Source organism: Sodalis sp. RH24, from assembly GCF_047324145.1.
Lineage (GTDB): Bacteria > Pseudomonadota > Gammaproteobacteria > Enterobacterales > Enterobacteriaceae > Acerihabitans.
In genome coordinates this window covers 66,997-79,659 of the sequence record NZ_CP178729.1, presented here as the reverse complement: position 1 = coordinate 79,659, position 12,663 = coordinate 66,997, and the positions used below count along the sequence as shown (strand labels likewise).

General features: G+C 61.9%; 11 protein-coding genes. 6 read left to right on the top strand and 5 right to left on the bottom strand.

Annotated elements, in window-relative coordinates; genetic code table 11:
• Window positions 1–193: 193 nt before the first annotated feature.
• The 5 genes from ACL2XG_RS00340 to ACL2XG_RS00320 form a co-directional block, all read right to left on the bottom strand.
• Complete coding sequence (locus ACL2XG_RS00340) at window positions 194–1,270, bottom strand: ABC transporter ATP-binding protein (protein ID WP_410014448.1); 1,077 nt, start codon at window positions 1,268–1,270, stop codon at window positions 194–196.
• Window positions 1,263–3,032, bottom strand: coding sequence for an ABC transporter permease (locus ACL2XG_RS00335; protein ID WP_410014447.1), 1,770 nt, complete (start codon window positions 3,030–3,032; stop codon window positions 1,263–1,265). Before ACL2XG_RS00335 ends, ACL2XG_RS00340 begins: the two co-directional genes overlap by 8 nt.
• 19 nt (window positions 3,033–3,051) lie before the next feature.
• Entirely contained in the window at window positions 3,052–4,119 is a 1,068-nt protein-coding gene (locus tag ACL2XG_RS00330; RefSeq protein ID WP_410016781.1) for an ABC transporter substrate-binding protein, read from the bottom strand.
• A 248-nt stretch (window positions 4,120–4,367) separates the two neighbouring features.
• The gene (locus ACL2XG_RS00325; protein ID WP_410014446.1) at window positions 4,368–5,153 is read right to left on the bottom strand and encodes an SDR family oxidoreductase; all 786 of its coding nucleotides are present in this window, start codon (window positions 5,151–5,153) and stop codon (window positions 4,368–4,370) included.
• Between the two features lie 390 nt (window positions 5,154–5,543).
• Window positions 5,544–6,452, bottom strand: a complete 909-nt coding sequence (locus tag ACL2XG_RS00320) for a GntR family transcriptional regulator (protein WP_410014445.1) — start codon at window positions 6,450–6,452, stop codon at window positions 5,544–5,546.
• Between the two features lie 191 nt (window positions 6,453–6,643).
• Between ACL2XG_RS00320 and ACL2XG_RS00315 the strand changes: the two genes are divergently transcribed.
• From ACL2XG_RS00315 to ACL2XG_RS00290, 6 genes are read left to right on the top strand one after another with little or no spacing between them, the layout of a single operon-like run.
• On the top strand, window positions 6,644–7,459 hold the full coding sequence (locus ACL2XG_RS00315) for an ABC transporter substrate-binding protein (RefSeq protein ID WP_410014444.1): 816 nt from the start codon (window positions 6,644–6,646) through the stop codon (window positions 7,457–7,459).
• A 45-nt stretch (window positions 7,460–7,504) separates the two neighbouring features.
• Complete coding sequence (locus ACL2XG_RS00310) at window positions 7,505–8,224, top strand: amino acid ABC transporter permease (protein ID WP_410014443.1); 720 nt, start codon at window positions 7,505–7,507, stop codon at window positions 8,222–8,224.
• A 10-nt stretch (window positions 8,225–8,234) separates the two neighbouring features.
• Window positions 8,235–8,978, top strand: a complete 744-nt coding sequence (locus tag ACL2XG_RS00305; RefSeq protein WP_410016780.1) for an amino acid ABC transporter ATP-binding protein — start codon at window positions 8,235–8,237, stop codon at window positions 8,976–8,978.
• Window positions 8,979–9,037: 59 nt separating this feature from the next.
• Window positions 9,038–10,201, top strand: a complete 1,164-nt coding sequence (locus ACL2XG_RS00300) for a M20 family metallopeptidase (protein WP_410014442.1) — start codon at window positions 9,038–9,040, stop codon at window positions 10,199–10,201.
• Window positions 10,202–10,210: 9 nt separating this feature from the next.
• A complete protein-coding gene (locus tag ACL2XG_RS00295) occupies window positions 10,211–11,407 on the top strand; it encodes a mandelate racemase/muconate lactonizing enzyme family protein (protein WP_413723201.1) in 1,197 nt (398 codons plus the stop codon).
• The gene (locus ACL2XG_RS00290) at window positions 11,404–12,606 is read left to right on the top strand and encodes a M24 family metallopeptidase (RefSeq protein ID WP_410014440.1); all 1,203 of its coding nucleotides are present in this window, start codon (window positions 11,404–11,406) and stop codon (window positions 12,604–12,606) included. The genes ACL2XG_RS00295 and ACL2XG_RS00290 overlap by 4 nt, the downstream gene beginning before the upstream one ends.
• The last annotated feature ends 57 nt before the right edge of the window (window positions 12,607–12,663 follow it).

The following is a 12,663-nucleotide window of genomic DNA, read 5'->3' as shown; positions in this document are numbered from 1 at the left end:
ATCATGCTCACATTTAATCAATTATGATTTTATATAATCACAAACAATCATTTTGTCGCCGGCGGGGTAAGCGCCGGGTCAAAGGCCTGCGGAGGGTGGTAACGAGAAAGGCCAGCGGGAACGCTGGCGGGCGATATTGACGTGACAGGGTGTCACTTTTTAATCCGGCCCGGGGTCGGCCGGCGTTCAACGTCTATAAAGGAAAGATCCAGACCTGTCCGGCGGGCAATGACAGCCGGCACAGCCCGTCGCGCGCGGCGGTATCCCCATAGGCGCGCACCGGTATGCCCTCGGCGGCGGTGCGGAACAGGTATTCCCAGCGGTTGCCAAGGTACATGCGGGTCAGCAGCGGCAGTGAAAGCGTATTATCCCCGGCATCGGCGGCCCCGTCGGCAAAGCGCACCTGTTCCACCCGGATAACGGCCGCCGCCTCCTGCCCGACCGCCAGCCCCGCGCCGGCGCCGCCCCACAGCGACCAGTCCTGGCCGTCGATGCGCGCCCGCCCCTCGCGCAGTTCCATCACGCGGCCGTTCAGGCGGTTGTTGCTGCCCATAAACTCGGCGGTAAACAGGGTCGCCGGCGCGCCGTACATTTCCTGCGGGGTGCCCTGCTGCTCTATCCTGCCGTTATTGAGCAATAAAATCCGGTCTGAAATGGCCATCGCCTCGTGCTGGTCATGGGTGACCATCAGCGCCGACAGGCCGAGCCGGATAATCAGCTCGCGCAGGAACACCCGCGCCTCCTCGCGCAGTTTGGCGTCCAGGTTGGAGAGCGGTTCGTCGAGCAGGATAATGGGCGGGTTATAGACCAGCGCCCGGCCGATGGCCACCCGCTGTTGCTGTCCGCCCGAGAGCTGGTGGGGGTGGCGTTGGCCCAGATGCCCCAGGCCCAGCTGATCGAGTACCGCCTGCACGCGCCGGGTCAGCTCCGCGGACGGCACCTTACGCAGTTTAAGGGGGTAAGCGACGTTGTCAAATACCGTTTTGTGCGGCCAGAGCGCGTAGGACTGGAATACCAGCCCCAGGTTGCGTTCCTCCGCCGGCAGCTCGACGCCGGCGGCGCCGTCGTACAGTAGGGTATCGCCGATGGCGATGCGGCCCTCGGTGGGTTTTTCCAGCCCGGCCACCGCCCGCAGCAGGGTGGTCTTGCCGCTGCCTGAAGGCCCCAGCAGCGACACCACCTCCCCCTGCGCCAGCTGCATCGATACCCCGCGCAAAACCGAATTATCGCCGTACTTCAGGTGCAGGTTCTCCACCGACAGCTCAATCATACATTTTCACTCCAAAACGTAAGGCGACGCCCAGTCCGAGCACGACAATCAAAATATTGATAAACGACAGCGCCGCCACGATGTCGATGGCCCCCGCCGCCCACAACGACACCAGCATCGAACCGATGGTTTCAGTGCCGGGGGAGAGCAGGTATACGCCGGTGGAATATTCACGCTCGAAGATCAGGAACATCAGCAGCCAGGAGCCGATCAGGCCGTAGCGGGATAACGGAATGGTGACATGGCGGGTGACCTGGCCCTGGCTCGCGCCGGTGCTGCGCGCGGCTTCTTCCAGCTCCGGCCCCACCTGTAGCAGCGTCGAGGAGATCAGCCGCAGCCCGTACGCCATCCAAACCACCGTGTATGCCAGCCATACGCTGAAAATGGTGTTGCGCAAGGATCGCAGCCAGACGATAAAATGCTCGCGCAGCCCGTCGGCAAACGGCAGCGCCGATAATAATCCGTCTTTCAGGGAGCGATCCAGCCACATGGGAATAAACAGGAACACCCATAAAAACGCCAGCCCCGCGAGCAGGCCGGGCACCGCCCTGGGCACCAGCACGCTGTAATCCATAAAACGGGTGACGCCGTCCGGTTTGCGATGCAGCGCCAGGCCGATAAACAGATAACACATTACCGCGATGGCGCCGCCAATCACGCCGATGCTGATGGAATTGACAATGGCGCGCATCAGATTGGTCTGCCCGAGGATGAGGCGGAATGTCTTGAGCGACAGCTGCGCCCAAATATCCACCCCCACCCCCCAGTTGGTGATAAACGCGCGCAGCATGACGCCCGCCAGCGGTACGCCGATGGTGACCGTCAGCCACGCCACCACCACCACGCCCGCCACCCAGCGCCATTTACCCAACGGCAGCAGCCTGGCCTGCGCGGCTTTGCCTTTGACGGTGACAAAGCGGTTCGCGGTGCGCATCAGCCGCCGCTGCAGCATGACCAGGGGCACGGTGAGGCAAATCAGCACTACCGCCACCGCCGCCATCAGATGATAGGACGGCGTGCCGAGCTTATTGGTCAGTTGGAACAGATAGGTGGCCAGCACCAGGTTGCCTTCGGGATCGCCGAGCACCAGCATCAGGCCGAACACTTCCAGCCCGAGGAAAAACAGCAGCACGCAGGCGTAGAGGATCGCCGGGCGCACCATCGGCAGGCTGACCGAGAGCATCACCTGCAGCGGGGTGGCGCCCACCGTGCGCGCCGCCTCCTCCACATCCGATCCCACGCTCCTGAGCGCCGAGGAAATGTACAGATAGGCGTGCGGCACGTGGGTCAGACCGGCAATGACCACGATGCTGCTCATGGCGTAGATATCCCACGGAATAAAGCCCACCAGGCTTTGCGCCCAGAGCGAGAAAAAGCCTACCGGCCCCGCCGCCACCACGTATCCGAACGCCAGCACCATCGGCGAGACAAACACCGGCACCAGGATCAGCGGCTCGATAAACCGGCGGCCCGGCAGGTCGGTCCTGATCATCAGGAACGCCAGGATGCCGCCGAGCGGGATGGCGATGGCCACCAGGCCGAAGGCCAGGATAAAGCCGTTGCGCAGGGCTTTATAGAAGTCGGGATCGGTGAAGATAAAGCGGAACGCCCCCAGGCTGAACACCTTTGAGGGTGAAAAGAACGGGGCGGACAAGAAGCTTTGGATAATGATAAATGACAGCGGTACATAGATAACCAGCGCGGTTAACAGCACGACCACGCCTCTCGGCAAACGCCGCCAGGTAGTGCGCAATGTCTTCATAATGATCCCTGACGGCCGGTTATTTGTTCACCGCGGCGCGGAATTGTTTGATGAACTCCAGCCGTTTATTTTGTTCCAGGTATTCCAGCAGGGTTTCATCTACCGGGATCGGCTTGAGCGCGCCGCCCAATTTTTTGGTCATGCCGTCAAGATCGTTGTCGCCGGCGATATCATTGCGCAGCGAGGTGATATCGGCCTTATTGGCCAGTACGTCCTGCCCTTGCGGCGACAGGACATAATCCAGCCAGAGTTTGGCGGCATTTTTATTTTGCGCCTCGCTGCTGATGAACATGACCCGCGAGAGCACCAGGATATAGTCGTTGGGATAAGAAACGCCCATGGAGGGGTCGGTCTTGATGCGGGCGTCGGCATAGGATCCGAGGATGTTATAGCCGATCAGGTTTTCCCCGGAGGAGACCCGTTCCAGCATGGTGCCGGTGGACGACTGTACCGACAGTCCTCCTTTGGCCGTCTGGGCCAGGGTGTCGAAGTAATGCGGGTCGGCCTTCATATCCTGTACCGACAGCATGAATCCGAGGGCGGATTTTTCGATGTCGTAGGTGGTGACCTTGTTTTTGAATCGGTCCGGCTGGCTTTGGATTAATTTGGCCAGCGCGGCATGGGACGCGGGAACTTCATTGGCCGCAATCAGCCGTTTGTTGTAGATAAATACCAGCGGCTCGAAGGTGGTGCCATAGGCCTTTTCCTTCCATACCGACCATTTGGGCAGGTTTTTCACTTCCGGCGAGGCGTATTGCAGCGCATAGTCGGTAGCCAGTTTGAGCGCGGTATCCATGGACGAGCTCCAGATAACGTCGCCGCTGTTGCCGCCCGCCGCCTGCTCGCTGATATACCGGTTATACAGTTCGGTGCTGTTCATATCGTTATATTCCACTTTTATTCCGGGATACGCCGCCTCGAATCCCTGGATCAGGGGCCCCGCGGCCTGGGTATCGGTTGTGGAATAGATAACAACCTTGCCTTCCTTTTTCGCGCCGTCCACCACTTGCTGGTAGCCGGCCGGGTAGCCCGCCGGCAGCGCCAGTGCCGGGGCGGCTGCGCCCAGTAAAACAGCCATACCGACCATAGGAATACTGAATTTCGTCGACATGCGTTATGTCCCATAACAATTATTGTAAGAAAAATTAACATATAGTTAAAGAATCCACCGGCGCAATAGCGCCTTTTCGTTATCTTCTTAATTTGTGAGTAGGCGCATATAAAAAAATTGCGCGGCGGTGAGGGGGGACTGCACCATTTTGAGGCGCGCCGGCGGGGCGTAGATCGCGGACGGAGGAGACCGCCGGCCAGGTGCGGGCCGGCGGGAAGCGTGGCTTAGAGGGCGGGGATCATGCCGCCGTCGACGCGGATTACGCCGCCGGTCATATAAGAGGCCTGGCGGCTGGCGAGGAATGCCGCCACCGCGCCGTATTCTTCGGGTTTGCCGTAGCGACCGGCCGGGATCGTCGCCGCGCTTTTAGCCGCTATCTGTTCGACGCTGAGGTCTTCCCGTGCGGCGCGGGCGGCGTCCAGCTGCCCTACCCGTCGGGTGGCGATGCGGCCCGGCACCATGACGTTTACCGTGATGCCGTCGCGGGCCACTTCAGCGGCGAGGGTTTTCGACCAGCCGGCCAGCGCGAGGCGTAGGGTGTTGGAGATGCCGAGATTGGCAATGGGCGCCACGATGCCGGACGAGGTGCTGGTGATAATGCGGCCCCAGCCCGCCGCGCGCATGTCCGGCAACACTTTGTCGGTCAGCAGGATGAGCGATCCGACCATGGCGGAAAACTGGGCGTTCCAGAGTTCCGGCGCCACGCCCGCGGCCCCGCTGGGCTGTGGGCCGCCGGAGTTATTGACCAGGATGGCTACCGGCCCGAGGGCGGCGCGGATATCGGCCAGGATGGCGTCAAAGGCGTCCTGGCGGGTGAGATCCAGTGTCCAGGCGCGGGCGCTGCCGCCCTGCGCGTTAATCAGCGCCACGGTTTCATCAAGCGTGTTTTGCGTGCGTCCGCAGACCGCCACCTTGGCGCCTTCCGCCGCCAATGCCAGCGCGATGGCGCGCCCGAGGCCGCCGCCCGCGCCGCTGACCAGCGCTACGCGCCCCTGAATGCCAAAATCCATTACCGACTCCTGTTTGATTGAAATAATGATTTAACAGCGGTGTATTCCGCCTGGTGTTAGCGCAATGTTGGCGTGCCATGAAGCGCTCGGTCGGGCGGGAACACCACGCCCGATTTGACCCCATTGGCACGGTCTCCCTTGAACAGGTCTGCTTTGAGTCCTGTGTTGGCGGGCCTACCGTGCCATGGGGTGCTCGGTCGGGCGGGAACACCACGCCCGATTCGACCCCATTGGCACGGTCTCCCTTGAACACGTCTGCTTTGAACCCGGTGTTGGCGGGCCTACCGTGCCATGGGGCTCGGTTTGGCGGGGACACCACGCCCGATTCGACCCCATTGGCACGCTCTCCCTTGAACACGTCTGCTTTGAGCCCGGTGTTGGCGGGCCGCCTTAATCCGGCTTGCTGCTTTTACTGACCTTAGTGCGTCCGTTTTCGTAGGCGGATTGCAGATGACGGCGCATGATTTCCGCGGCTTCGGCCATGTGTCCTTCCAGGACGGCGTCGATGATCGCCACATGTTCGCCGCACCATTCGCGCACCCGCTGCTTATTGGTATAGCTGCCAAATTCCAGCAGACGACGCAGACGGTTCTGCTGTACGATGGCCTGCAGGATAAAAATATTGCCGCTTAATTCCGCCAGCGTTTCATGGAAGCTGGCGTCGGTGTCGAAAATCTGCCGCCCGTCGACGCTTAAGATATCCGGGTGTGAAATCAGGAACATATGCTGCTGGCGCAGGCGCCTGAGCGTGTTTTTATCCGCCTGGAAGCCGGGGGACAGCAGCGCGCCCGGCTCAATCATCAGCCGGAACCGGTAACCGTTGCTGAACGCCACGTCGGTATTGAGCGTCGGCAGGAACGACCAGCCGTGGCCTTTATTGCGCGCAATCAGTCCGTCCTCGGACAAGCGCAGCAGCGTGCGCGCCAGGACATTGCGATCGACGTCATAGCGCTGCGAGATCTCGGTTTGGGTCAGGGATTCCGGCAGTTTGCCGGCGATACGGTCCCGGACCAGCTGTTCATACAGGTCTTGATCGCTGCTGGCGGGTACATCAATGCTGATGCGCTGGATTTCATCATAGGGCTTAACCAGGAAAAATCCCTGGTTGCGCCGCGTTTCGATGATGCCCAGTTCGCACAGCAGTTTCATGGCCGCGCGCACCGGGGTGCGGGAGACGCCCGCCATATCCGCCAGTTGCTGTTCGCGCAGGTGATGCCCCGGCTCGAATTTCGCCTCGCGTATCAGATCCAGGATTTGATTTGCCAGTCGCCGTCCGCTGGCCGTCGCCGTTTGAGTCATGGAGTGCCGCATCCAAAAAGTATTTGTTGCATACTATTATACAATAACCCATTAAACAATAACACCTTCAAATAGCGTGCAAGCCCTTATATAGTGCAGAATGTGCACCAAAAAAGAGCCTTGACAACCCCTTTCAATTGTATTTAATGATACACAAAGAGCAATTACGCTCATCACCCCCGGAGCCTGACATGTCTAAAAACTTGTTTTTGCGTCGCTATGCCGTCGTTACCCTGGCCGCGTTATGTCTGGGCGCCCCCCTGATGAGCCAGGCGGCGCCTGAGCTGGTCAGTAAGGGCGAGCTGACCTATGGCACCGCCGCCACCTTTATGCCGTTTGAATACATGAAGGACGGCAAGCTGACCGGCTTTGATATCGACCTGATCAACGCCCTGTCGGCCAAGCTGGCGCTGAAACCGCAGCCGATGTCCATGGAGTTCAAGGGATTGATCCCGGCATTGCAGGGTAAGCGTCTGGATATCATCAACTCGGCAATGTATATCAACCCGGTGCGTTCCGAGCAGGTGGAATTTGTGCCTTACCTGAAAATCGGCAGCCGGGTGGTGGTCGCCAAGGGTAATCCGGAGAAGATTACCGGCCGCGACCTGTCGCTGTGCGGCAAGAGCATCGCCGTGACCCTCGGCGGCATTGAGGAAAGCCAGGCGCGCGTGAGCAGCAAAGCGTGCCAGGACGGCGGCAAGGCGGCCATTAACGTCATGACCTTCCCGGCGGCCACCGACTCGGCGGTGGCGGTGGCGCAAAAGCGGGCCGATGCTGAATTTCTTTCCACCCCGGGCGCCGTGGCGCTGCTGAGCGAAAAAGGCGATACCTTCGAAACCACCGGCGATGAATTCGAGGCCGATACCCATATCGGCATTGCGCTGCGCAAAGGCGACGCGCAGATGAAAACCCTGATTGAAACCGGCCTGAAAGAACTTGTTGCCGACGGCACCTACCAGAAATTGATCGCGAAATGGCAGTTCCCCGCGTCGGTGGCTATTTTTTGATCATCACCACGTTTTCCGACCGGTCCCGGCGTTTAAGGAAAGTCCATGTCCCTTGATCTTGTTTGGCAGTACCTGCTCTCCCCGGCGTTCTTCCAGGGCGCGTTAATGACCCTGCTGTTGACGGTGTGCTCGTTGTTTTTCGGCATCATCATGGGATTGGTGCTGGCCCTGTTACAGGAGTCCCGGTTACGTATCTGCACGGGGCTGGCCTTCTTTTATCTCTGGCTGTTTCGCGGCACGCCGGTGCTGTTCCAAATCATTTTTGTCTATAACGTCCTGCCCGGTTTCGGCGTGCGGTTCTCGGCGTTTACCTGCGCGATCCTGGCGCTGTCGCTGAACGAGGGCGCGTATATGGCCGAAATCCTGCGCTCCGGATTGCAGGCGGTACGCAGCGGACAGCGCACCGCGGGCATGGCGCTGGGCATGACCGGCGGGCAGATCATGCGCAAGATCGTGCTGCCGCAGGCGGCGCGGATTGTGTTGCCGCCGATGGGCAACCAGATGATCAGCATGCTCAAGTCCAGCGCCCTGGTCTCGGTGATTGCGGTGCAGGAACTGCTTCTTATCGCCAACCAGACCGCCAGCGCCAGCTTCCGCTATTTCGAGGCCCTGTGCGCCGCCGGTATCTATTATCTGGTGCTGACCACCCTCTTTATGCTGGGCCAGGCCTGGCTGGAGCGTTACCTCGACCCGAAAAAACGCAGGAAGCCGGCGTTGTCATTCACCGAACGCCTGTTGCGCGGCAGCACCGGCACGACACACTGAGGGAAAAATGATGAAAAGCACAAAACCGGTTCTGGAGATCATCGGCGTCGATAAACATTTCGGCGCGCAGCATGTGCTGAAAAACTGTTCGCTCAACGTGGCCGAGGGCGACACTGTGGTGCTGATAGGCCCCTCCGGCTCGGGCAAATCCACCCTGCTGCGCTGCGTCAATCTGCTGGAACCCATCGAAGGCGGCGCCATTTTTTTCCGCAACCAGGATATTACCCATGCCGATATCAAGCCGCACCGGCTGCGCCAGGACATCGGCATGGTGTTTCAAAGCTATGAGCTGTTTTCCCATCTCACCGCCGCGGAAAACATTATGCTCGCGCCGATGACGGTGCGCGGCGTCAGCCGCGCCGAGGCCCAGGCCCAGGCGCTGGAACTGCTGGGCAAGGTGCGCATACCGGACAAGGCCGACGCGTTTCCCGACGAGCTGTCCGGCGGCCAGCAGCAGCGGGTGGCCATTGCCCGCGCCCTGGCGATGAAACCCAAGCTGATGCTGTTCGACGAGCCGACCTCGGCGCTGGATCCGGAAATGATCCGCGAGGTGCTCGACGTCATGGCCGATCTGAGCGCCGAGGGCATGACCAGTATCGTGGTCACCCACGAGATGGGGTTTGCCCGGCGCGCCGCCAACCATATCGTTTTTATGGAAAACGGCGAAATCATTGAAAACGCCCCGAGCGAGAAGTTTTTCGGCGGCGATGTGAGCGAGCGGGCGCAGCGCTTCCTCGACCAGATATTGCACTGATAGTTAGTGCCAATCATGCATGCCCTCGTCAGGGCGTTTATTCACCTCAGGAGATGTCGATGAGTCTTTCATCGCCCGATATCGGCAGGATGAAACGCGATCTTGCCGCGCTGGTCGCAATCAATACCGAAAACCCGCCGGGGCGCGAGCGCGAAGCGGCGGAACATATCAGCCGGCTGCTGGCCGATGCCGGTTTTGACCTGACGCTTAGCGAATACCTCCCTGGCCGCACCAATGTCATTGCGCGCCTGGAAAATGGCGCCGGTCCCTGCTTCGCCTTTAACACCCATATCGATGTGGTGCCGGCGGGCGACGGCTGGAGCCAGGATCCCTTTACGCTTACCGAGCGCGACGGCAAATTGTATGGCCGCGGCTCCTGCGACGCCAAAGGGCCGCTGGTGGCGATGCTTGAGGCGATGCGCATGCTGGCGGCGCATCGCGACGGCTGGCGCGGCACCCTGATGGGGATTTTCGTCGCCGACGAGGAGGTGGCCAGCGAAGGCGCCAAATTCTACGTGCGCGAGGCGCCGGCGAAAATCGACTACGCGGTGATTGGCGAACCGACCTCTAACAGCACTTATTCCGCCCATAAAGGCAGCCTGCGTCCGCTGGTGCGGGTGCACGGCGTTACCGCGCACTCCGGCACGCCGGAGCTGGGCGAAAACGCCATCTTCCGCGCGGCGCAGCTGCTGGGTCTGGTGGAACATGCCCACGAACACAGCGTGCGCTGCCATTGCCACCCGCTGGTGGGATCCGCCAGCCTGACGGTGACGCGCATCAACGGCGGCCATGCGGATAACGTGCTGCCGGACAGCTGCGAGCTGCTGCTGGACCGGCGCATGGTGCCGGGGGAAGACGAAGAGCAGGTTAAACAAGAGATCCGCGATCTGCTTACGCTGGCGCGGGAAAAGTTCGGCGTGCGCAGCGACATCGTCACCTTTAAACCGACCACCGGCGGCGCGACGGAAACCGACTCCGGCGATCCCATCGTACTGGCGGGCCTGGATGCTTGTCGCGCCCACGGCAATGCGGAGCCGGGGCCGTTCGGCTTCCAGGGCGGCTGCGATCTGGTGCATTTTCGCAGTCTCGGCACCAAGGGCATCGTTATCGGCCCGGGATCCCTTGCCGACGCGCACAAACCCGATGAGTTCGTGCCCATCGATGAATTTATTGCCGCCAGCGAGATCTATCGCGACGTGGCGCTGGCGATGATGAGCCGCTAAGGAGCCCGGGTGAAAGCCACTTTGTATCGCGCCGCGCTGCGCTACCCGCATCTACGGCTGTATACCGCCTCCTCGGGCAGCGTGGCGGCGCTGGACGAGCTTTACCTGCTGCTGGAGGATCAGGCCTTCCAGGGCCTGGGCGAGGTGCGGGTGAATATCGCCTACCTGAACGGCTACAGCCCGCAGCAGGTGCTGGACGACGTCCTCCGCTGCCTGCGCCGGCTGGATCTTGCCCTGGACCCCGCGCAACTGCTGGCCGGGCTGGATACCTGGGCGGCAGGAATTCTGGCGCCGACGCGCATGCTGCTTGATGTGGCGCTGCATGACCTGCTTGCCCGGCGTCAAGGCATCAGCGTCGCCGGGTCGCTGGCGCGTCCCCGGGACGCGGGCGGCGCCGTGCCGCCAGGCGGGGAAACGGCGCGGGAGCGGCACCCCGTGGCCATTGCGCCGGCGCAGGACGGCGCGTCTTCGCCGGTGGTGAGCTATCGCACTAACCAGACGCTGTTCTGGTCCTCGCGCGAGCAAATGCTGCAACAGGCCGAGGCGTATGTGGACCGGGGTTTCACCGAGTTGAAACTGCGGGTCGGCGTGGCCGGATTTGACCAGGACCTGGACCGCGTCGCCGCCCTGCGCCGCCGTTTTGGCGCAGGCATCAGCCTGGCGGCGGACGCCAACGGCCAGTGGCCGGCGCGCGAGGCCCTGGCGCGCCTGCGGGCCCTGGCCGCCTACGATTTACGTTATATGGAGCAGCCGATTGCCGATGGCGCGGCCGACGACCCGGAACACGGCTACGCGGCGCTGGCCGCCGCCAGCCCGATCCCGCTGATGCTCGACGAAAGCATGAGCAGCGAGGCGGATCTGGCCCGCGTCATCGGCCTGGGCGGCAAGGTTTGGGCGCACCTGAAGCTGGTGAAAATGGGCGGCATCGGCCCGGCCCTTGCCGCCGCGCGGCGGCTTAACGCCGCCGGCGTGCCTTTTATGATAGGCCAAATGAATGAAGGCGCGGCGGCCACCGCCGCCGCGCTGCATGTCGCCTGCGCCTCCCGCCCGGCCTATGCCGAACTGTATGGCGCCGACGGGCTGGGCAACGATCCGGTCGCCGGACTTATCTATCAGCAAGGGCTGGTCTGCAGCCCTTGCGCGTCCGGGTTGGGGGTCGGTTTTGACCCCGCCCGGGCGGAATTCATCCAGGAGTTCTGTAAATGACAAACCCAAGCGCAGTAAACAAGACCCCGTTGCCCGATCTGGGCCGCGTGACGCCGGGCGGCGAATCCGCCTTTGGCGAAGAGGAATACCGCGGACGCGTCGAGCGCGCGCGCGCCCTGCTCACCCAGGCCGGGCTGGACGTCATGGTCATCACCGGTCCGGAAAATATTTTCTATCTCACCGGCCAGCAGACGCCGGGATATTACACCTTTCAGGCCCTGGTGCTGCCGGTGGAGGGCGATCCGGTATTCGTTATCCGCCAGTTGGAATATTTTAACTTTATTTCCAACACCTTTATCCGCGACGCCGCCATTTATACCGACGGCGATAATCCGGTGAATTTTCTGCTGGGCGTGCTGAAGGACCGCGGCTGGACCCGGCGCCGCATCGGCATTGATAAACGCGGCTGGTTTCTGCCGATTGCCGTTTACGAAGCGTTGCAAGCCGAGCTGGGCGTTATCCACGACGCGGCGGGCGTGATTGAACAGCTGCGCGCGGTGAAATCCGCCGCCGAGCTGGAAAAAATGGCCCACGCCGCCCGCTATGTCGACGCGGGCATGCTGGCCGGGCGCGCGGCCATCCGGGCCGGCGCCACCGAGAACGACCTGGTCGCCGCCATGATGGGCGCGGCCATCGCCGCCGGATCCGAATATATGGGCATGGAACCGCTGGTCTCCTCCGGCCCGCGTACCGGCGTGCCGCACGGCACCTGGCGCCGGCGCAAAATCCAGGACGGCGATCCTATCTTCCTGGAAATGGCCGCCACCCACGATCGCTATCACGCGGCGCTGATGCGCTCGGCGTGGCTGGGCAAACCGCCCGCCGTGGCGCTGGAAATGGAAAAAACCTGTCAGGAAGCCCTGCAGGCGGCCCTTGACGCCATCCGCCCCGGCGCCACCTGCGAGGCCCCGCATCTCGCCTGCCAGAAAGTGATCGACCGCGCCGGGTATACCGATAACTTTAAAAAACGCACCGGCTATTCCATCGGCGTGTCGTTCGCGCCGGACTGGGGCGAAGGCGCAATCCTCAGTCTTTACAGCGGCATCACCACCGAACTGCAACCGGGCATGACCTTCCATATTCCGCCCGCGCTGAGAATCTACGGTGAATTCACCGTCGGCGTCAGCGAAACCATCGTGGTGACGGAAACCGGCTGCCGGGCCCTCGGGGCGGTGGATCGGCCGTTATACCGTCTTTAGCCGGGCGCTGTATGCGCCCGCCGGCCAGGCAGGCGCCCGCCAAGGCGGCCAGGCCGC